Below are 21478 nucleotides of genomic sequence, written 5' to 3' on the forward strand. Positions count from 1 at the left end.
AAAAGAAATGGCCGCGCCATCTCTTACCTTTAGTAAAATTTAGCAACAGTCACCATCACCGCCACAGCAACCGCCTGTTTGCTCAGCTGGCACGAAAACTAGCCCAGTATAGTCAGATAATTCATCGATCGTTGGGTACGCGCCCGTTTTAACGATCTGGCCGTCAACCACGGTGATCGGTAAAACAGCGTCAGCATCATCCTTGATGGCCGCTAAAATATCGGCTCGTTCACTAAAAACATCAGGATTATTACTTAAATTGTAACGGTCAGCTTCAATCGTTTTAACACCTTGTAAAGCATCAAAGGCAGACGTGATCATTAAGAGATTTTGATCAACGGACGGACCACAAACCCCAGTCGAGCAGCACATTGCTGGTTCAAATAATTCAATTTTTTTCATTTGTCATAACAACCTTTCCTGAAGCACATTCTTCACAATCAACACAGCCGTCATCGTGGCAAATACAGTGATCATCACTTGATAATAATTGCGCCGTATCCTGCTTAAAGGTCAGCATAAAATCGGGGCGTAACGTATAATGCTGCCACTTACCTTCCTTGCGTGCCGCAACAATACCAGCATTTTGCAAAACTTTCATATGGTGGGATAAAGTCGGCTGTGAAAAGTCGAAGTGCTCTAAAATATCACAAGCACACAAAGAACCACAGGAAAGCAGATCAATAATTTTTAAGCGATTTGGATCGGCCATTGCTTTCAGCATTTGAACATACTTTTGATAGTCCATTTGTAAGCTCCTATTCCATAATTAAGGTAATCTATTAGTTAAATACGCTAATAATAAACATTGATGTTACAGTGATACAGACTGAACTTGCTACTTTTGGTTTTGGCTTAATCAACAACAGAAAGCCAATCCTGTTTAGCAGAAAATATTCAACAAGCAGATACTTCTTGCTAATCAGTGTTGCCAAAATGAATGATTATGACCGCTTTCGTGGTGATTTTAGGGAACTTAGTTGCAAACTCCGCAACTGCATTTCCTCAACTCAACTTGCTTCGATCACCGCAAGAAACATCGTATTTTGTAAACATAGACGCGCATCTATATCTATAATATAGACCCATATCTATGTAAGCGTCAAGCTTTATTTTGAAATAAAATAGCAGCATCTATTTTAGATCATACTGAATAATCACATTCTTCCATGATTAGTTTTTTAAGCCGATAGATTAACCAACTTCAAACTTGGATCGATATTTCGTTTTGAAAATAACTTATTCAAATCCATAAAAGGAAGTCCATATGTCCCGGCGGCCTTTTTGCGGTACCAATTTTGGTACCATAATTTGATAATCATTGCTTATTATTGCTCAATCGGCCAAATTTCTATACAAAATTGGGAGAAAAAGATACCTAAACTTTCAAATCAACGGCAAACAAAAAAGCCCGTTTTATCAGGCTTTTAGCTACTTAAATCTCATATTATCCCGCTGCTTTTTTACAATATCTAGTCATTTTTTATAGTGAGCTTCCAGTCTACCATTGAATCGTACTCATGCTCGTAACTCCTTTCGAATTAACTTAACGTTTTAGAATCGATATTTTCAGCTGTTAAAAATCTTCTTTTCAATTGAAACCATCTCGTAATTAAAAATGAATCAATCCAGATCAGTATCTTCTATTTTAACATTTTTAAGGCTACTTTGCTTTAGTTTTCTGATCTCTGAACGAGTCATCCACTAATGGCACCGGCTGAATTCTGAACCACCTCACAAAAACACTTTACTTTTAAGTATATAGTTAGTACACTAACTATATCTCGAAAGGAGTTTCTTTTATGCCCAACACCGGTTATTTACTCATGAATATTTCAAAGAAATTAAAATATCGTCTGAATGACGCACTCACTGAGCTAAATATCACCATTCAACAATGGTCGGTCCTCCAACAATTACACCGGCTGAGTCAGTCCGGCGCACAAATTGCGGCGAATGATTTGGCGCAGAGATTAGATATGGATAAGCCGACTATTTCCGCAATCATCAAACGGTTGGAAGCAAAAAAGCTCGTCTACAAAACTAAAAACAGTCACGATAATCGCCTCTTTGATTTATTTTTAAGTGAAACTGGCGCCGAAATTTACACAAAGGCCGCCGTGATCAGCAATTCAGTTCTAAATCAGTTCATGGCGCAGCTTTCAGAGACAGAGAAGTCCCAATTAAACCAACTCTTACAAAAACTCGATCGTGAGGAACAATCATCATGACAAAAATATTAGTGCTCGGTGGCACCGGAAATATCGGCTTTCCCTTGATCAATGAACTTGCGCAACATCAAGAGATTCAAATTATTGCCGGCGTTCATCATCCTGAAACAGAAGCAGCCAAATTTGCGGCGTTCAAGAATGTGGCGGTAGTTCGTTTTGATTTTTTAGATTCAACAACTTTTCCTGATGCATTGGCGGATGTTGAGCGCGTCTTTTTCGTGCGACCGCCACAACTGTCAAAGCCCAAGGTGGATATGTTTCCCTTCTTGGATCAAGTGAAGGCTCATCAGGTTAAACAAGTTGTTTTCGTCTCGTTGATCGGCGTCGAGAAAAATCCAGTCACGCCCCATCATAAAATCGAAAAGCGCATTGTCGAATTGGGTATTCCCCACACCTTTATTCGGCCCAGCTTCTTCATGCAAAATTTAAACACCACACACCTCGCCGATATTCGCGACCATCACGATTTATATATTCCTGCTGGTCATTCAAAAACTAGCTTTATTGATACTCGCGACATTGCGGCCGTGGTGGCCAAATGTCTTTTAACCGACCAATACCTGAATACCGAGCTGGAAATCACCGGTGCAAAAGCCTTAACATATGACGAAATTGCAAGTATAATGTCGAAAATTCTACAAACGCCGATTCGTTATAGCCAGCCAAGCCTATTCAGGTTCCGCAAGACGATGCTCAAACGTGGAGTTAAAAAAATTACGTGAATGTAATGGTAATGCTCTATCTGATCACTCAGCTCGGTAATGCGAAACAGACAACATCAACGATTGAACAGGTTCTTGGGCGCAAACCGATTTCGTTTGAGCAATATGTGAGTGACCATCAAGCCATTTTCGAATCTTGACTCTAATTCGATCAAAATAATTCATAAAATGAATCGTACGACAAAAAATCCCTCAAGTTTGAGGGATTTTTGTCTTTCATTCAGCTGCATTCAAATTATTGTTTTACTTACTTTGGATCTCTTTCACTGCTGCATTCAGCGCATTATCATGATTGAGAATGTAGACACTTACTTCTTGATAGAGCGCGTTGCGGGTTGCTTCGTCGAAAGTACCGGTTTGATTCGCTAATTTGGCTTTGATCTGCAATTGCTTCACTGCGGCAATTGTTTGTTGATCGTAGATACTTGTTTCCTCGACGGTGTAACCGAGCGCGCGAAGATTCTGTTGCAACAACTTCACTTCAGAACCAACGGATCCCGTTTTCAGCGACTTTTCATTTGAAATCAGTGCCAAATTGGCGATGGCTGGATAACCCGCCTTGATATCTGGTGTGATCCCTTTTTTATTGATCCAAGTTTTATTCGGTGTTAACCATTTGGCGATGGTAAATTTCATCTCACTGTTATTTGACAGCGGGATTACCGTTTGAACCGTCCCCTTGCCGTACGTTTTGGTACCGACTAGCTGGGCGCGTCCAGCTTCTTGCAACGCTGCACTGAAAATTTCGGCGGCGCTCGCACTGCCCCCATCCACTGAAATCGTGACTGGCTCGTCGATCTTGAATCCCTTATCATACTTTTTACCAGCACGATAAACCTCTTCGCTGCCTTGGCGCGCCTGCACACGCATGATCACTTGCTTATTCTTGAGGAACATACTGCTCAATGACAAGGCTGTATCCATTAAACCACCAGGATTACCACGAACATCGATGATAAATTTCGTCGCACCTTGTTTACGCAACGATTTAATAGTTGTCTTCATTCCACTAACCGTGTTCTCAGCAAAAGTCGTGATTTGAATCTTGCCGATCGTGTGATCTGTCGCTAATAACTGACCAGTCACGGTGGCTTGATCGACTTTTCCCCGCTCAACTTTCACGGTAAAAGTTTGGCTGCCTCGCTGAATTTTCAACGTGACTGAACTCCCCGACTTACCGCGAATCTTGCTGACAGCTTGATCGACAGTCATTTTGGCCGTCGATTTGCCATTGATCGCCACGATTAAGTCCTTGGCTTTCAATCCTGCCTTTTCAGCCGGTGAATTTTTGATCGGTGAAACAATTTCGATGGCATTTTTACCTTGCTGAACCTCGGCACCGATGCCTTCAAACGAACCAGAAATCGAATCATTCAGGCTAGTAGACTCATCACTTTGCAAATACTGTGAAAACGGATCGTCGAGACTCGACAACATCCCGTCCACTGCGCCATTGATCAGTTTTTTCTTGCTGACGGATTTATAATAATTGCCCCGGATATTCTTGTAGACGCCGATCACTTGACTCAGCTCTGAATTGGTCGCGATCGTATCTTGAAGACGCGACAAAATAAGCAGCACGCCAATAATCGTCCCGACACAAAGTGCACACAGCAAGCTGAACCAATAAGTGAATCGTGTAAAACGTTTAGGTGCTTTTTTCTTGGTTTTGACTGGTTTTTCATTGTCAGGTGCTATTTTTTTCGTCTCATTTTCTTCTTTTGTGGCCAAGTTTTCCTCACCTATGCTTCGCTGTCCAGATAATGCTGATAAGCAAGATCAAAGACGGTCATATTTGGTAAATAGTTGCCATTTAATTCTAAGTAGCGAGAAATGCGGTCATAATCCTTGTCCTGCTTTGGAAAAGTTTGGTCAAAGAAGGCATTATTCGCAAATTCTGCGATTTCATCATGACTATTGGGATTACGCTGAGTCATGAGATATTGATAAAAAGAACGTCGTAATTCCATGCATGCACCTCTCTATTTTTAGGTTGTGAATTTCTAGACGCCGATAACTCAGCGCATTGCCCTTTATTCAGGCAAAAATGCGCTGAAGTCGATTTTGTCATTGTCGAGATCGATGTGATCCGCTCGAAAACTCATGCCATTATCGGTTTTAAACTTACTCAAACGCAATGTGATCGTTTGTTTTTTCGTATCTAGTGAGACCCATTTTGGAAAATGATAATCATGTCCAACAAAATTCATGACGGTGCTGACTTTTACCGGTAATGCGCCGATTGCTAATTGCTTGGCCTTCAACTGAACATCACCATTTTCAAGAACGAAGGGATCAAAACTCAGGGTAAATGGGATTTTAGCACCTAAGAATTTGAATTGCCCCGACAAGATCGCCCGATCCGATAAAGTAACTTTGTACTTGAGTGAATCGTCTTTTAAATAATGTTTGAGATAAAAAGCGACCATACTATTAACTTGCTTTTTAGTCATTTCCACGGTAAAAACGGGATCATCTGCTCGAGCCACATCCTTGGCAGTCGTCGTTTGTGCCGGTGTTGTAAAAAGTTTGGTGCCCAGAAAAATGCCCGTTCCCAAAAGCAAACCGAGCAAAATTAAAAATAACCATTTCCAAATATTGACCCCACGCATTTTGCGCGTGGGTCGTTTAGTCTTTTGTTCCATGAATAACGTTTCCTCTGTTAACAGATTATCGACTACTCTTCATAAAGCCATGTCGATTTGATGGCTTGGATCTTTTTAATGAGTGTATTGGCGATTGCTTGGTAACCACGATTGTTCGGGTGAAAATGATCCTCCGTGTACAAGAAGGGATTGCTGGCACTGGTCTTTGTACTCGTTTGACTCGTTGCCAGAACGGAACCTTTAGGATCGGTCATGACTGAATCAATATCCACGTAATAAGTCTGCTTGAAGTTCTTAATCACAGTTTGCGTGGTCTGATTCCAATGATCCATCCCTTGTTGCAATGCCTTTAGTTTAGGGAAATAAACATAAAACGGATCATAAATACTCGCGATCACGATCGGCGCGTCTGGATTTTCGGTGCGGATCGCCTGAATCAGCTTGGTTAAATTTTTCTGATAAGTCTTGCTGGCAGTAATTACTTTGGCCAGATCAATATCGGAAATATTATTACTGATCGTGTGCATCAGATCATTGGCACCGACGGTCATCGTGATCAAGTCGGCGTCAGCTAATCCTTGCCGTACTTTCTTCTGCGTATTGATCCGTTTCAAGATTTGAACAGACGTATCGCCACTCACCCCGTAGTTTGAGGTCACAACATTCGTTTGATCGCGCAGTTCCATTTCTTTTTTGATCAGGGGCACGTAACCGCCGCTCGAGGTTGCATCGCCGACGCCATAGGTCAACGAATCACCGATTGCCGTGAGCCGAACCGTCTTTTTGATCTGCTTTTGCTTTGAGACCGTCGCGACTTGTGACGATTCAGTGGCAGGCGACTTGATCAGCACGTTTAATCCGACGAAAACAATTCCCGCAACTGCGAGAACGACAATTAACATTCCGATTATTTGTTTAACTTTTTTCAATATAATTCACAACCACCATTAATTTAAAAATAAAGAGTGACTAAAAAAGGAGGCACAGGAACTGCCCCACTTTTCTGACTAATCTGTATAGAACATGACCGCCATCGCGCCGGCACCACTATGCGTTGATACCACTGGGCTAGTCGGAGCCACCAAGACCGCAACGTCTGGGAAAATGACTTTTAACTGCTCCTTGATTTGATTGGCTAGCGTGGGGGCATCCGCATGAGAGATCCCGATCATTTTGATAGGTCGAACGGATTGCTGCATCTGTTCCAACAATTCGTGATAAAAGTTATTGATCGTCTTCATGCCGCGACCCTTATGAATCGGTTCCAAGGTATTATCACGAAATTGTAGAACGACTTTGACATTCAATAAGGTCGATAAAATACCGGACACCCTGCTGAGACGACCACCTTTAACTAAGTTCGTTAAATTCGTGACCGACATATAAAGTTGCGTATGTTCCTTGACTGTCTGCATCGCATCGATAATGGCAGTCATCTCTTTGCCTTCTTGGGCCATTTTCGCAGCCGTCAAAACTTGAAAGGCCATGGCGCGATCGATAAATTCGCTATCAACCACCGTGACGCCGGCTTTAGAGATTTGTGCAGCTTGTCGCGCCGCATTGACAGTCCCGCTTAAATTCTTAGACATGTGAATTGATAAAATTTCACTGCCATCTGCGGATAATTCATCGTATTTATCTAGAAAAGTTCCGATCGAAGGCTGGCTTGTTTGGGGTAAATTTTTCGCAACCGCCATTTTCTCCATAAACTCCGTACGCGTGATGTTGACGCCGTCCGTGTAGATCATTTTATCAATGACAATTGTCAACGGGACAACCGTAATTTCATATTGTTTGACTTCTTCCGCTGACAATTGAATCGATGAATCGGTCACGATCTTAATTTTATTTGCCATGCCTAAACTTCCTTCCAAAAATCTGGATTAAATATCTTGATTTTATTGATCTAAACTCATGAAGTTTACTGTTAATAATGCTAATACAAATTAACCAAAAAGTCGACAGAGAGGCTCTAAGATAACCTGAGATTTATGACACCCGTTTGATTTCACTGTCAACGTTATCCATTATAACATGCAGGATAGAAATTCCCCACAAAAAATCGGGTGGTACACCTCATTTTAAAGCTAGATCCGTTGGAACTGATTGAATGTTAATGCCGGTGTATTGCTACTGGCAGGTACTTTTTTCTGACTGACCAAAGCAAATTCGTGCCAAGGGAGTGCGGACATGTATAAGTCACCTTGGTAAAGATGCGCAATTTTGGTTTGATAAAGGATGTCCACCGAATCCGCAAATTCCTCGAACAAGCTGACACCACCGATCACGAAAAACAACTCATCCGGCGCATCACGAACCAACTCATGAATCATCGCGGGTTGATCAACCACCTGCACCCCTTGCGGAAATTCGGACGCCGGTCGATGAGTCAAAATCACATTCGTTCGGTTTGGTAAGGGTCCCTTGGGAAATGATTGAAAAGTTTTTCGGCCCATAATAATCGTGTGTCCAGTGGTAAGTTCCGTAAAATGTTTCATTTCGGTTGGCAAGTGCCAAGGTAGTTGACCGTGGTTACCGATCAAGCCGTTCTGGTCTTCTGCCCAAATATAACTCAGCATGGTTTCACACTCCTAAACTGCAATTGGCGCCGAAATTGCCGGCTCTGGTTGATAATTTAATAATTTAATATCCTTCATTTGGTAATCCGCTAAATCAGCTCGTGGTTCATCGGTCAATTGCAAAGTTGGTGCGTCATGAATCGGACGTTCCAACTGCAACTTGACCTGTTCCACGTGATTATCATAAATATGCGCATCACCAAACGTGTGAATAAATTCGCCGACTTGTAAACCAGTTTGTTTAGCAACGAGATGAGTCAGCAACGCATAACTGGCAATATTAAACGGCACGCCTAAGAAGATATCGGCGCTACGCTGATAAAGCTGCAACGATAATTTACCTTCGTTAACATAAAATTGGAACAACGTATGACAAGGTGGTAAGGCCATATTAGGGATATCTTCCGGATTCCAAGCAGAAACGATCAATCGCCGTGAATCTGGATTGGTTTTAATTTGTTCGACCACATCATGAAGCTGATCAATGGTTTCACCTTGACTCGTCTGCCATTGCCGCCATTGCCGACCATAAATCGGACCTAATTCACCAAATTCCGCGGCAAATTGATCATCATCTAGGATTTGCTGGCAAAAAAGTTCGTGCTGTTGTTGATACGCCTCCGCAAACTGTGCGTCCTGCAATGAACGATGACCAAAGTCAGTCATATCTGGGCCGTGATAAGCAGCGCTGCTAACGTAATTTTGAAACGCCCACTCGTCCCAAATATGATTATGATGTTGCAGTAAGAAACGAATATTGCTATCACCACGTAAAAACCACAATAATTCGCTCTTGATCAAGCCAAAAGGAACTCGTTTAGTGGTCAATAATGGGAACCCAGCTTGCAAATCAAAGCGCATTTGGTAGCCGAACAAACTATAAGTTCCTGTCTGTGTGCGATCATTTTTGTGATGACCGGTTTCTAAAACGGTTCTGGCAAATTGCAAATAGGTTTCTTCATTAATGTTCATTGTCATCCTGCTTTCATTTGTCGAGTTGGTTTGTTGCCCACTGTAACAAAATATCCGATTGATTTTTAAGTTGTCCCGTCACAACTGCGGCTTCGGCTTCATCCAGTAATTCACCGATGATCGGACCTGGTCGCAAATTTAATTTATCGATCAAATCGGCACCATTAAGCTGCAGTTCGTGCCGCGCTTTGATGGGAAGTCGCTGATACATAATTGCCAGCTTCGTGAAATCGGCGCGCCAACTTAACAACGGCCAAACAGTGGCTAAACGCTCAATAATATTGGCATCGATTCGATAAAGTTGGATGGCAGTTGGCCAGGCTTCGGCTTTTAATTGGCGGCTAAAAGCTAACGTGCTCAAGCTATCCTCGATCACTTCATTAGCCGATTTCCAAGCGTGTAATAATTGTGTCAATTGTTCACGAGAAAGCTGCAAACTTTCTGCTAATAAGACCCAAATTGCGGCTTCATCGAGTAATGGCTGTTGTCCTGACAAAAATGTTGGAAAGACAGAATCAAGTTGATCAAAAAATGGGGTTTGTTTGATCAAGCCACTTTTCACGAATTGTTGCCAACCAATGCGCCAATTTTTACTTAGCATCATTTTAACAAATTCAGTATGGATCCGTTCAACGGCAATCTTTTGCAATAACGGCGCGTTATGTAGTAAGCTGTTGTAAGTATCTGCGGTGATCTGGAAGCCTAACTGGCTGGCGAAACGAACCGCACGCATCATGCGTAGTGCATCCTCGTGAAACCGTTCATCCGCATTGCCAACGGCACGAATTTCCTGCGCCGCTAAATCATCGAGACCGTGATATTCATCGATCACTAAGCCATCCGCGCGAACCGCAAGCGCATTGATGGTGAAATCGCGTCGTTGCAGATCTTGCTTGAGTGAGCGCACAAAAGTCACATGATCTGGTCGCCGAAAATCCTGGTAGCCAGTCTCGGTCCGAAAAGTTGTGACCTCATAACCAACACTGTCCATCATCACCGTGACGGTGCCATGCTTAATACCAGTATCGATCGTCTTATGAAAAATTTCCTTGATCTCAGCCGGAAACGCACTCGTGGCAATATCAACATCCGCAATTGGTTTCCCTAATAAAAAGTCGCGAACAGAACCGCCAACAAAATAAGCTTCATATCCATGAGCCTCAATTTGCTGTAAAATAGGTAATGCCCGTTGAAATTCAACTGGAAACTCTTTTAAATACATTTAAACACCTGTTTCTTTATAAATTGATCAGATCGACTGTGTGAAACCACACCGCCAAAACATTGACTTTCGCAACTTGTAATCGTGCTTGCTGCCACTGAAATTTCCGTTTAACTGATTAAGCATTTGATTCTAAAACAAATCAAAGTGCTTAACGCAGTTAATACTCAATTTCAACCGTGGCAGTTCGCAACTTTATTTTAGGAGTAATCATCATGCAAATGCAAAATACAGAATGGAAAAGTATTGATTGGCGGACCACGATCCGCGAATTTCTGATGATCACCATCGGTGCACTGACTTATGGGTTCGGATTAGTGGCCGTCAATATCAAGAACAACCTAGCAGAAGGTGGCATGACTGGGGTCACCTTGATTTTACGCGCTTGGTGGAACTTTGATCCCGCCTATTCAACTTTGATTTTAAACATTCCCCTAATCATTCTTGGGTACCATTTTCTCGGTCGCAAAGGCATGATCTACACGATTTATGGGACGCTGGCGCTCTCTGCATCTTTGTGGATCTGGCAACGCGTGCCCTTCGCACAAACTTTAAACCTACATCATGATTTGTTCATCGCCGGTGTTTTAGCCGGTATTTTCGGTGGTTTCGGTTCTGGACTGATCTACCGTTTTGGGGGCACGACGGGTGGTAGCGATGTTGTCGCTCGCATTCTCGAATTAGAACGCGGTATTCCCATGGGAAAAACGTTACTCGCCATTGATGTGATCGTTTTGCTGACATCATTAACCTACTTGGACATTGAGCATATGATGTACACGCTGTTGTCCTCGTTTGTTTTCTCCAGAATCGTGGATGCCACTCAAGATGGCAGTTATTCTGCGAAAGGCTTGCTGATCATTAGCGACCAGAATGAAGCTATCGCCCAACAATTAATGGATCAACTAGAGCGTGGCGCCACTTTTCTGACTGCGGAAGGCGCCTATCAGCATGATAAACGGCCAATCGTTTATTGTGTGGTGGCACCGAGTGAAGTCGTTCAAGCTAAGAAAATTATTATTGGCCTCGATTCGCAAGCCTTTGTTTCGATCATCGAAGTCCACGAAGCCGTTGGCGAAGGGTTTACCTACTTGCGCAAACCCACGCGAAATCTACTCAGCATTCATCGACGTCAACATTAAAACTGGTTGTCGTCTGCCTCAAGATCTAACAGCATCGCTTCAAAATCCGCATCATCTGGCACTAATTTCAAATATTGTTGCAACGCTAATTTTAATTCCGGTGTCATGGCTTGGGATTGCAAGAAAATAACCATTTGTTTCATGAACTGCGAATTATCTTTTAAATTCGGATAAGCCGCAAAATAGTTTTGTTTAGCTAGTTCAGGATCATCGAGATGATCATACGCTTGTGCCAATTGCCAATTCACTTGTGGATCAGCTTCATCTTCATCAGCCAAAGGCGCCAACAGATCGACGCTGTCTTGGTCGTGACCGGTTTCTAAATAATGCTGTGCTAACATTAATCGTAAGGATTGTGCCTCGGGATCGAGGCTCAGTCCTTTTTTAAGTAGCTCTTCAGCCTCGTGCTTAGCGCCCACTTTAAGCGCCGCCTGAGCGCCCAAACGATACAAGTCTAGATTATACTCATCATAGCCTAAACCGACCTGTGCAGCCTGTAGGGCCTGCTGATAGCGTCCTAAATCAGACTGGCTCTGAACCAATGGCCGATACAACGCACTATAGTCAGAATTTTGTTGTTGCAAACGGGTCAGGACTTGAATGGCCTTGTCATCATCATGAACTTGTTGATACAACACACCTAATTCAAATAACTGTTCATCCGTTGCCAGATTCTCAGTGAGTTTCTCGTCAATAGCAATCGCTTCTTCATATTCACCTAAACCTGACAAAGTTTCGGCCAATCGTTGCTGAATGGAAACTTGAGCCATGAAGTCGACTTTTTGATCTAATAACGACTGATAATAACTAAGCGCATCTTGATAACGCCCTTGATTCAAATATAATTCACCCAAAGCAAAATCTACAACAGGCTCATCTGGCAATAAAACCTTAGCCTCTAACAACTTACGTTCACTAACCTCAGGCAAGTTGATCGATTGATATAAATCAGCCGCTGTCAGCAAACTTTGCGGATAAACAGCAGAATTCCCCGAAATCTGATCGAGTAACAACAGTGCCTCATCTGTTTTATCATCACCGATATCCAGTTCTGCCAGGATCAACCGCACATCATCCGCATCTGGATATTTAGCCAACAACTTCTCGGCGATTCTTCTCGTTTGCTGATTAAATCCGAGTGCCTGCAATTCTTCGGCCAAACTAAATAACGTGTCATCATCATCATGACGCAAGGCAGACGCAAACTTCTTCTTAGCTTCTTCTAAATCTTGATCATTCAGCGCATCTAGCATTTCTTCAGAATAACTCAATTAAATCCCCCGCAATTATTTATTATCTATTAATTATAGCGAATTTGACCAAAAGTAGCCAACCCAACGCGTTGAATCAAAAAAGTTCCCCAACCGACTCATTCATTTCAAATCTGTAAACCACCCCCACTCCAGCGTTCAAAATAGAGGTCATCAATCATAAATACCCCATCAAACCATCGTCTATGATCTAACCGCACTAACTCTACAAACCGAATGAGACGTTCATACCAGCCAACCACCACCCCAAAAACAAGCCACAAAAAAAACCGCTAAAGCTTCACAGCTCTAACGGTTTATGTCTTACTTATTTTACTGCATCTTTAAGTGCTTTACCTGGTTTGAATGCAGGTACAGTACTTGCAGGAATTTCAATTTCTGCACCAGTTTGAGGGTTGCGGCCTTTACGAGCTGCACGTTGACGAACTTCGAAGTTACCGAAGCCGATCAATTGAACCTTCTCACCCTTAGCAAGAGTTGATTGGATTGAGCTGAATACGGCGTCAACTGCTGCAGTTGCGTCTTTCTTAGTCAAGCCAGTCTTTGTTGCTACGTTGTCGATTAATTCTGCTTTATTTGCCATGGATTTCACCTCCTGCTGTCAAGTTTTTTCAACTTGAACATATCATTTCTAACTCAATAAAAATGATGAAACAATGATACATTTGAATCACTATTCCACAACTTAAGTTACCATAGAAACACCGTGGCGACAAGGTTTTTTTCAAAAAAATCATCAATAATCAACAAAAAAGTTGTTAATCAGTCAATTTAGGTACAAAAAGTGCCTTTAAGCCTGCTGTTATTTGCGTTGACGCGCAATTAAATGAATTGGTGTCCCAGAAAAATCGAAGCTGGCGCGCAATTGATTGATCAAGAAACGCTGATAAGAAAAATGGAATATTTCTGGATCGTTGACAAAAGCAACGAAGGTCGGTGGCTTGACCGCAACTTGGGTTAAGTAATAAACACGAAGACGTTTGCCTTTGACCGTTGGTGTCGGTGTGATTGCAACTGCGCGTAACAAAACATCGTTTAAGACAGATGACTGAATTCGGCGTTGTTGGTTGACTGAGACGGTTTTGATCAATTCAGGTAACTGGTTCAGGCGTTGCTTCGTAATCGCTGAGACGAAGACAATAGGGGCATAATCGAGGTACTGTAGTTCCCCACGCAACTTCTCAGTGAACTTCTGCATTGTACTGGTATCTTTTTTTACAAGATCCCATTTATTGACGACGATCACAATTGCCCGCCCGGCTTCATGCGCGTAACCAGCAACTTTCTTATCTTGCTCACGCAAGCCAGATTCACCATCGATCACAAACAAAACGACGTCGGAACGATCGATCGCACTCTGAGCACGCATGACGGCGTACTTTTCGGTAGATTCATAGACTTTACCACGTTTCCGAATACCGGCTGTGTCGATCATGGTAAACTTCTGTCCAGTTTCATCGGTAAACTGTGTATCGATGGCATCACGAGTGGTCCCTTCAATTGTCGACACGATTACACGTTGTTCGCCTAAAATCGAATTGACCAACGAAGATTTACCGACGTTAGGACGACCGATCAAACTGAATTTGATCGTATCATCAACTTCGTCTTCGGTTGTCACTGGGAATTTAGCGACGACGGCATCGAGTAGATCCCCTAACCCAGTTCCTTGTGAACCAGAAACGGGAATCGGATCGCCTAACCCGAGTGTATAGAAGTCATAAATATCTTGTCGCTGTTCTGGATTATCGGCTTTATTAACGGCTAAAATAACGTCCTTTTTAGCACGATAAAGGATTTGTGCAATCCGTTCATCCGTGTCCGTAATGCCTTCACGTGCACTAACCATGAAGATGATCACGTTAGCTTCATCGATGGCGATTTCGGCTTGATTACGAATTTGGTCGATAAATGGCTGGTCGGTGAAATCGATCCCACCTGTATCGATAAGACTGAAATCATGATTTAGCCAAGTACTGTGCGTATAAATACGATCTCGAGTTACACCAGGAGTGTCCTCGATGATCGAGATCCGTTGACGTGCAATACGGTTGAAAATAGTCGACTTGCCCACATTAGGGCGGCCAACGATTGCTACTACAGGAATTGCCATAAAACTCACCTCACAATTATTCTTGAAGATTGATCCTTAGGTACTTTTCATAAAAAAAAAGTCCGACCAGATCAAGGTCCGAACTCCTTAAATCGTTTATTTCAATAACGAAGATCTACTGATCAGAATCTTTGTCGAGATCTTTCTTCAAAGCATCACCGATCATTTCGCCTAAGCTAAAACCAGTGTCCGTTTCTGGCATTTCATAATGTTCATCAGAAGATTCAGTTGATGCATCTTCCTTTTGATTGTCAGAACCAGCAGGTTTCTCTGTTAAGGCCTTAATTGATAGTGATAAACGACGATTCTCAGGATCAACGCTCAAGACTTTAACTTGAACTTGTTGACCTTCTTTAAGAACTTCATTAGGTGTGGCAATGTGTTGATGTGAAATCTGAGAAATATGAACCAAACCTTCAACGCCAGGGGCAACTTCAACGAAGGCACCGAAAGTCGTCAAACGTTTAACTGTTCCCTCAATAGCAGCACCAACTGGCGCGATTTCAGCAACATTATCCCAAGGTCCAGGCAATAAAGCTTTGATCGATAATGAAATACGACCCTTTTCAGCATCTACGCTCAAGACTTTGACTTTAACGTCTTCGCCAACTTTTAAAACATCACTTGGCTTATTAACTCGTTCGTAAGAAATTTCAGAAATATGAACTAATCCATCGGCGCCGCCTAAATCAACGAATGCACCAAAGTTAGTCAGGCGCGCAACTTTACCTTCAACAATATCACCAGGTAATAACTTTGCAAATAAAGCTTCACGTTCAACGGCTTTTTCTGCTTTGAGTAATGCCTTACGTGATAAGATCAAGCGATTCTCGCTAGGTTCGATTTCGATAATTTGAACGTCAAATTGTTCGCCAACATACTTCTTCAAGTCGTCAACATAGTGATCGGCAACCATTGATGCTGGAATAAAACCACGAACACCATCAACATCAACGACTAAACCGCCTTTAACGACTTCCTTAACGGTTGCAGAAACTGAATTGCCAGCTTTGAATTGTGCTTCAATGTCTGTCCAGATTTTACGTGCTTCTAAACGGCGCTTCGAAAGTAAATAGCTACCGTTTTCTTTATCATGGCCGATACTTGCGATCACAACAAGGTCAAGAACATCTCCGACTTTTGCTTGATCATTGATATCAGCATTACGATCAGCCGTTAATTCCTTGAGTGGAACAACGCCTTCAACGCCAGTTTCTTGAATGCCGATGACCAATTGACCGTCATCAATGGCTAAAACTTCCCCTTTGACGACGTCACCGATCTTGACTTCATGCACACTGCTGAGTGCTTTTTCCATTTCGCTTTGACTGTAATCTTGCTCTGACATAAATAATCCTCCCAAACTGCTATAACATCAATCTTAATTTTAGTAGAAAGTTAACAAACAAGCTAGTAAAAAGTACTGAAATGATGAAAAAATATTATTTTCGCTCATTTGCGAGTTTAACAATGGCTTGTGTAACTTCCTCAATAGATAAATGTGTTGAATCAATTTCGACTGCATCATCCGCTTTCGTCAACGGCGAAACGCGACGATGTGAGTCTTTGTAATCTCTTAATTCGATTTCTTCTTGTAGCTTAGCCAAAGGTGTTTGGATTCCTTTGGTGATATTTTCTTCAAACCGACGACGCGCGCGTTCGTTTGCCGACGCGATCAAGAACACTTTAAGCTCGGCGTCTGGTAAAACCGTCGTACCAATGTCGCGACCGTCCATGACAATATTGTTGCCTGAAGCGATCGATCTTTGTTGGCGAACTAATTCTTCGCGAATCTTTGGTAAGGCCGAAACCTGCGACACATTGTTTGTGATTTCAGGCGTTCGGATCTTAAGCGTCACGTCCTGATCATCCAGAAAAACCAGCTGTCCAGTTTTTGCAGGTTGGAACTTGATGGTTGCCTGCTTGAGTAAAGCCAAGATCTGCTCCTCGTCACCATAATCGAGTTGGTTTTGCTGTGCTAAGACAGTTGCTGCCCGGTACATGGCACCTGTATCGCAATAAATAAAATTTAATTCTGTAGCGACTAACTTTGCAACTGTACTTTTACCGGCAGAAGACGGTCCATCGATTGCAATTTGCACGAAAAAATGCCTCCTGATAAATATTTATTTAACTCTTAACGTTTGCCCTGGTGCAATACTTGAGTTTGAAGACAAGCCATTTAAACTCAATAATTCTGACAAGGTCAAGCCATTATTGACGGCGATCCGATACAAGTTATCCCCGCTTTTGACGGTATAAGTTTGTGCATTAGTATCAGTATCCGTGTCAGTTGTTGAGCTCGAAGATTTTGTTGTCTCAGATGAACTTGCCGAAGAACTCGAGTAAATCGTTGAACTCGATTCCGAGCTAGTTGCTTCTTCTGAACTCGAAGATTCAACAGAAGAGCTAACTTCAGAAGAGCTTGATTCCACTTCACTACTCGATGATTTCTTGCTTGATTTATCCGAAGCAGATGCAGATGATGAGGATTTCTTTGAAGATTCCACCTCGATTTTTGGACTCGCATCGTTTTTATCCTGTGCGGAGACCCAAGACCAAATCGTGGTCGCAATCACAGCTAACAGAATAACAACTAGAATAGCGACGAAAACCTTGTTACCCCGATCTCTCTTCTTGGTCGCAACTCGAGAAAGTTTGCCATCGTCATCCGTGTCGTTGTCAAAGGTGTTCTCCCAAGGGCGTTCAGTATTTTGCTTGTCTTGAACATCTTTATCGTTATCATGATCTTTGTTCATAGCTGACCCTCCAATTATTTACTCTTAATTTTATCATAGTCCACCGATAAATAAGTTAAAAAACTGATAAAGTATGTTTTTTTTAGAAAATTATGTTGTTTTTTGTCAATTTATCTGGAAATACGGTCGATCAGTCGAACAATCTCTGCCAAGCCTGTTGTCGTGTTGCCAAACTATTGGCCACTTCCTCAACAGCTTCTGCAGGCAAATTCAGCCATTGCAATACTTCTGCAAGCGTACTTTGATGTGAATTGCTACAACATAATTGATCATGTGGTTGTGGTGCATCCTCGTGATCGAAGTATCGACAGATTTGTTGGCGTAGACACTGATCTGAATTTAAAAAATCCCAAAAAATCTGCAATTGATCATCGCGAACCTTACTCGTCTTTTTTAACATGGCAATAACCGTCTCTTGTGGGAAGTGGGCACGCCGATAAGTTGCCAACACCTGATTTTGTTCGATCGATAAATCTGCCTGCGGTTGAATGCGTGGCATTGAAAAGAAATGTTCGACCATTTCCGGGCGGATTTGGTGGCTCGTTTGTCGTTTCAGGAGGCGCGAATAATCATGAACGTCCACGAAAATCAAGGTCAGCGCCTGATTGCCATCGCGACCAGCACGACCAATTTCTTGCAAGTAATTCTCGAAATTGGCCGGCATTTCGTCATGGATCAACAATCGCAAATTTTGTTTGTCGATCCCCATCCCAAATGCACTCGTGGCAACCACAACATCTAACTGATCGTGTAAAAAAAGTTGCTGGATGTGTAACCGAGCACCATCCTCAAGTCCTGCGTGGTAAAATGCAACTCTTCGCTTTGTTTTTTGGGCAATCAATAAGGCGAGTTCCTCCGCACGCTTGCGAGTCGATGCGTAGATCAAGGTCGGCCAAGGATGCGCTAATAATTGCGTCAGTATTTCCCATTTTTCTTCTGGATTCGACACAAATTCGGTTCGTAAATAAAGATTGCGACGGTCAACTGAATCTTTGTAGAGATAGCTGGGTTCTTGACCAAAGAGGCTTTGTTGAATATCTTGAACCACTCGATCTGTTGCCGTCGCCGTTAGCACCAATGAAGTCAGCGGTTTGATCTGCCGACGGATCGCGCCAAGTTGTAAATAATCCGGACGAAAATCCGGCCCCCAGCTGGAGATACAATGCGCCTCATCCACAATGAATAAGCCAACGGATAAACGTTGCAATTGGCGGATCACTTCTGGTTGCTGCAAGGTTTCAGGGGCGAGAAATAAAAATTTTGTCTTTGCTAACCCTTCTAAAACATATTTTTTCTCTTGAAAATCTAATTGCCCATTGAGTACGGCAACACCGCCCAGATCGGACATGCGAATGCGATTGGCTTGATCTTCCATCAATGAGATCAATGGCGTCACGATCACGAATAGGCCAGGTAAATGCAACGATAAAAACTGATAAATCAGCGATTTACCACTACCCGTTGGCAAGACACCGATCACATTATCGCCTGCCAATAAAGCTTGAATCAATTCCACTTGACCGGCATGAAAATGATCATATCCAAAATTTGCTTTCAATTCAGATTTTAGTTGTTGTTGGTCGATCATTACAAAGACACGCCTTCTTTCAAGCTTTTGATTTGTGTCAACTTTTGGGCGAAAAAGCCCTCAGGATCTTCCTGACCTATTTGTCTGACCAATGGTGCCTTGAAATCGAAATCCGTTAACAGAATCGCCGCTTCTAACAGATGCTCCTTTAAAGTTCCCTCTTTTTGACGACTCATTTGCTGAATCTGCGACCATGATTTCCCTTGCTGAACCAAATCATAGGTTCGTTGCGCCGACCGACTTAGCGTTTGCTCTGGCACTTGAAAGAGACTTGGCAATACTCGAGCTGGATCCTCCGCAAGAATTAATGTCATTAACGAACTAATGGCCTCGATCCGCGCCAGTTGAAACTCCGCGCCTGTCAGTTGTAAATCTTGCGCCAGTTGAAAATCACTTACCCCCGCAAACGTTTCGCTGTGCAGTGAATTCACTAGGATCGTTTGCGCCAGTTTAGGTAATTGCGCAATTGATTCAGCTAATGAATCGATGAATTCTTGTTGCTGGTGGGCACCAACTCGATAGAACCAATGCCGAATTTCGCGTAACAATAACGGATGATTGGTTGTCGGAATATACTTAGTTATATGATGGCGATAATTACTGATCACTTGCACACTCAGCATTAATTTTTCCCACTGAATTTGCCAATCGCCGATTTCGAAATAGTTGACTGAATGCAGCCAATAATCTTGCTGACACAAAACGGTCTTCGCCAATTTGCCCGTTGTTGTTAAACGTGCGACCGGCTGTTCATCTGTGCGTTGTACGAGATAATGCTGCGCAGTCAACTCTGCCAGTGCCTTGAAATAATCTGCTTGACTTAGTTTAGGAAAAATCCGAAAATAAGGAAGTAAGCCATATTCGAGACCAGCACTTAAATTAGAAATGGTACGTTTCCCAGTGAGCAGATAATAAATGGCTTTGACGCGCCGAAAATCTGTTGAAAAAAATGGTAACAATAAATTAGGTTGCATAAAAAACACCACCAAAGAGGACAAAATGTATACAAGAGTCGTTCCAGAACAATGTATTGCTTGTGGTTTGTGCCAGTTGAAGGCACCGGAAATTTTTGGCTATGATGAAGATGGCATTGCTTACGTCAAACTTGATAATAATCAAGGGACTAAGGAAATTCCATTGCCACTTTTGGCGAGCTTTAAAGCCGCCTACACGGCTTGTCCAACCGGCGCAATTCTCCGCAATGACCAGCCTTTCCCTAAGGATAACAAAAATTCAGACTGAAATAAATCGTTATCAGATAATTTCAAGCCGTTAGATGCAAAAAAGAGCCGCAACAATTCGTTGCGACTCTTTTTTGACCACCCTGATTGGCCAATAGATTTAATAATTATTCTTTTGAATCTTCAACCAAGCACCGATTTTCGCATAAATTAGCGTGAAAACGCCGGTAACTAAAACACCCTTGATCAAATTAAACGGTACGATCGCAATCAAGACGTATTTCAGATAATCCATGCCGATCTTGAACCCCGTCACATTCACATACAATGGCGTTAAGACGAAGTAATTCATCACGGCCATCACTAGGGTCAAGACAATAGTGCTGGTGATGATCATCAAAATTTTCCGTTGCCAATCTTTGGCCGCTTTAATAAACAAATAAACAACGGCGATCAACGCAATACTCGCCACAACGGACCCTAATTCACCGATCAAAGACGGAACTGCAAATCCAGTCATGATCAGATGGAGAAATGCTCGAATCAACGCGGTGGCAACTGCACCACCAAATCCGAAAATATAGAGTCCACACAACACAATCAAATCACTAAAATCCAATTTTAAGAATGGAAACCCTGGTAATATTGGAATCTCGATCAACATGATCAAATAACTTAAAACTCCGAACATGCTGATCCCAACTAATGTTTTCAACCGATGATCACGCATTTAAACGCTCCCTTTAACGGCTGTCTTCAAATTAGACGCTATCTGGAATTTTTGCATAAAAAAACTGTTAGTCAGGGACTAACAGCCAATCTGCATCGTTCACAAATAAGACTGTCTTCTTCCATCTAGACTTTACTATCGGTTCCAGAATTGCACTGGATCGGCTACTTTTGCAAGTAGGTCGCGGACTTTAACCGCCGGTCGGGAATTACACCCTGCCCTGAAGACAAACCAAATATTTAAGTACAACGTTATTATATCAGATTATATTGAGTAAGCAATAATTATTCCTTGGGGCTTGTACATTATGTTGAAAGAAGTGACAATCAACGTCTCATGAGCTCTGTGGCATTAGTTCTGTG

At 42.4% G+C, this 21478-nt stretch carries 22 protein-coding genes, 1 pseudogene and 1 riboswitch; of the genes and pseudogenes, 4 read left to right on the top strand and 19 right to left on the bottom strand.

The features are described from left to right. Positions 1–39: 39 nt before the first annotated feature. Together arsD and EKM67_RS04815 are read right to left on the bottom strand one after the other, a co-directional pair. Positions 40–402, bottom strand: a complete 363-nt coding sequence (arsD, locus tag EKM67_RS04810) for an arsenite efflux transporter metallochaperone ArsD (RefSeq protein WP_125577818.1) — start codon at positions 400–402, stop codon at positions 40–42. After that, the gene (locus EKM67_RS04815; RefSeq protein ID WP_011222020.1) at positions 389–748 is read right to left on the bottom strand and encodes an ArsR/SmtB family transcription factor; all 360 of its coding nucleotides are present in this window, start codon (positions 746–748) and stop codon (positions 389–391) included. Before EKM67_RS04815 ends, arsD begins: the two co-directional genes overlap by 14 nt. Before the next feature lie 1054 nt (positions 749–1802). Here EKM67_RS04815 and EKM67_RS04825 point away from each other — a divergent pair. Then, positions 1803–2231, top strand: coding sequence for a MarR family winged helix-turn-helix transcriptional regulator (locus EKM67_RS04825; protein WP_125577820.1), 429 nt, complete (start codon positions 1803–1805; stop codon positions 2229–2231). Continuing rightward, a pseudogene (locus EKM67_RS04830) lies at positions 2228–3093 on the top strand (SDR family oxidoreductase). Before EKM67_RS04825 ends, EKM67_RS04830 begins: the two are co-directional and overlap by 4 nt. A gap of 103 nt (positions 3094–3196) precedes the next feature. Here the strand turns inward: EKM67_RS04830 and EKM67_RS04835 are convergent. The 8 genes from EKM67_RS04835 to EKM67_RS04870 all read right to left on the bottom strand — a co-directional run bounded on the left by EKM67_RS04835 (position 3197) and on the right by EKM67_RS04870 (position 10332). Then, positions 3197–4684: a S41 family peptidase gene (locus tag EKM67_RS04835; RefSeq protein ID WP_125577822.1), complete on the bottom strand. Its 1488-nt coding sequence runs from the start codon at positions 4682–4684 to the stop codon at positions 3197–3199. A gap of 11 nt (positions 4685–4695) precedes the next feature. Then, positions 4696–4923: a YozE family protein gene (locus EKM67_RS04840; protein ID WP_125577823.1), complete on the bottom strand. Its 228-nt coding sequence runs from the start codon at positions 4921–4923 to the stop codon at positions 4696–4698. A gap of 63 nt (positions 4924–4986) precedes the next feature. Continuing rightward, positions 4987–5598 carry a YpmS family protein gene (locus EKM67_RS04845; protein ID WP_125577825.1) on the bottom strand — a complete coding sequence of 204 codons (612 nt, stop codon included), beginning with the start codon at positions 5596–5598 and terminating at the stop codon, positions 4987–4989. Between the two features lie 32 nt (positions 5599–5630). Further along, on the bottom strand, positions 5631–6488 hold the full coding sequence (locus tag EKM67_RS04850; RefSeq protein WP_125577827.1) for an SGNH/GDSL hydrolase family protein: 858 nt from the start codon (positions 6486–6488) through the stop codon (positions 5631–5633). A gap of 78 nt (positions 6489–6566) precedes the next feature. Continuing rightward, a complete protein-coding gene (locus EKM67_RS04855; protein WP_125577829.1) occupies positions 6567–7415 on the bottom strand; it encodes a DegV family protein in 849 nt (282 codons plus the stop codon). Between the two features lie 231 nt (positions 7416–7646). Next, complete coding sequence (locus EKM67_RS04860; RefSeq protein ID WP_125577831.1) at positions 7647–8138, bottom strand: dihydrofolate reductase; 492 nt, start codon at positions 8136–8138, stop codon at positions 7647–7649. Positions 8139–8150: 12 nt separating this feature from the next. Then, positions 8151–9104, bottom strand: a complete 954-nt coding sequence (locus EKM67_RS04865; protein ID WP_164506568.1) for a thymidylate synthase — start codon at positions 9102–9104, stop codon at positions 8151–8153. 19 nt (positions 9105–9123) lie between these two features. Continuing rightward, on the bottom strand, positions 9124–10332 hold the full coding sequence (locus EKM67_RS04870) for a CCA tRNA nucleotidyltransferase (RefSeq protein ID WP_125577835.1): 1209 nt from the start codon (positions 10330–10332) through the stop codon (positions 9124–9126). Positions 10333–10553: 221 nt separating this feature from the next. Here EKM67_RS04870 and EKM67_RS04875 point away from each other — a divergent pair, with 221 nt between their 5' ends. Beyond that, positions 10554–11474, top strand: a complete 921-nt coding sequence (locus tag EKM67_RS04875) for a YitT family protein (protein ID WP_225417318.1) — start codon at positions 10554–10556, stop codon at positions 11472–11474. On the opposite strand, the gene EKM67_RS04880 is transcribed toward EKM67_RS04875, so the two are convergent. From EKM67_RS04880 to EKM67_RS04915, 8 genes are all read right to left on the bottom strand, one after another. Further along, on the bottom strand, positions 11471–12745 hold the full coding sequence (locus tag EKM67_RS04880; RefSeq protein ID WP_125577837.1) for a tetratricopeptide repeat protein: 1275 nt from the start codon (positions 12743–12745) through the stop codon (positions 11471–11473). The two genes, EKM67_RS04875 and EKM67_RS04880, sit on opposite strands and share 4 nt — an antisense overlap. Before the next feature lie 307 nt (positions 12746–13052). Next, entirely contained in the window at positions 13053–13328 is a 276-nt protein-coding gene (locus EKM67_RS04885) for an HU family DNA-binding protein (RefSeq protein WP_057825199.1), read from the bottom strand. Between the two features lie 219 nt (positions 13329–13547). Then, positions 13548–14858, bottom strand: coding sequence for a ribosome biogenesis GTPase Der (gene der, locus EKM67_RS04890; protein ID WP_125577839.1), 1311 nt, complete (start codon positions 14856–14858; stop codon positions 13548–13550). A 115-nt stretch (positions 14859–14973) separates the two neighbouring features. Continuing rightward, positions 14974–16206 carry a 30S ribosomal protein S1 gene (gene rpsA / locus EKM67_RS04895; RefSeq protein ID WP_125577841.1) on the bottom strand — a complete coding sequence of 411 codons (1233 nt, stop codon included), beginning with the start codon at positions 16204–16206 and terminating at the stop codon, positions 14974–14976. A 94-nt stretch (positions 16207–16300) separates the two neighbouring features. Then, positions 16301–16960, bottom strand: a complete 660-nt coding sequence (gene cmk, locus EKM67_RS04900) for a (d)CMP kinase (RefSeq protein WP_125577842.1) — start codon at positions 16958–16960, stop codon at positions 16301–16303. Positions 16961–16984: 24 nt separating this feature from the next. Further along, positions 16985–17617 carry a LysM peptidoglycan-binding domain-containing protein gene (locus EKM67_RS04905; protein WP_125577844.1) on the bottom strand — a complete coding sequence of 211 codons (633 nt, stop codon included), beginning with the start codon at positions 17615–17617 and terminating at the stop codon, positions 16985–16987. A 130-nt stretch (positions 17618–17747) separates the two neighbouring features. Beyond that, on the bottom strand, positions 17748–19205 hold the full coding sequence (locus EKM67_RS04910; RefSeq protein ID WP_125577846.1) for a RecQ family ATP-dependent DNA helicase: 1458 nt from the start codon (positions 19203–19205) through the stop codon (positions 17748–17750). Next, positions 19205–20179, bottom strand: coding sequence for a hypothetical protein (locus EKM67_RS04915; protein WP_125577848.1), 975 nt, complete (start codon positions 20177–20179; stop codon positions 19205–19207). The genes EKM67_RS04910 and EKM67_RS04915 overlap by 1 nt, the downstream gene beginning before the upstream one ends. 25 nt (positions 20180–20204) lie before the next feature. Here EKM67_RS04915 and EKM67_RS04920 point away from each other — a divergent pair, with 25 nt between their 5' ends. Beyond that, positions 20205–20447: a ferredoxin gene (locus EKM67_RS04920; protein ID WP_125577850.1), complete on the top strand. Its 243-nt coding sequence runs from the start codon at positions 20205–20207 to the stop codon at positions 20445–20447. A 99-nt stretch (positions 20448–20546) separates the two neighbouring features. On the opposite strand, the gene EKM67_RS04925 is transcribed toward EKM67_RS04920, so the two are convergent. Continuing rightward, on the bottom strand, positions 20547–21116 hold the full coding sequence (locus EKM67_RS04925) for an ECF transporter S component (protein WP_125577852.1): 570 nt from the start codon (positions 21114–21116) through the stop codon (positions 20547–20549). A gap of 109 nt (positions 21117–21225) precedes the next feature. Continuing rightward, positions 21226–21348: riboswitch (FMN riboswitch) on the bottom strand. Positions 21349–21478: the final 130 nt, after the last annotated feature.

Source organism: Lapidilactobacillus mulanensis (assembly GCF_003946215.1).
GTDB lineage: Bacteria > Bacillota > Bacilli > Lactobacillales > Lactobacillaceae > Lapidilactobacillus > Lapidilactobacillus mulanensis.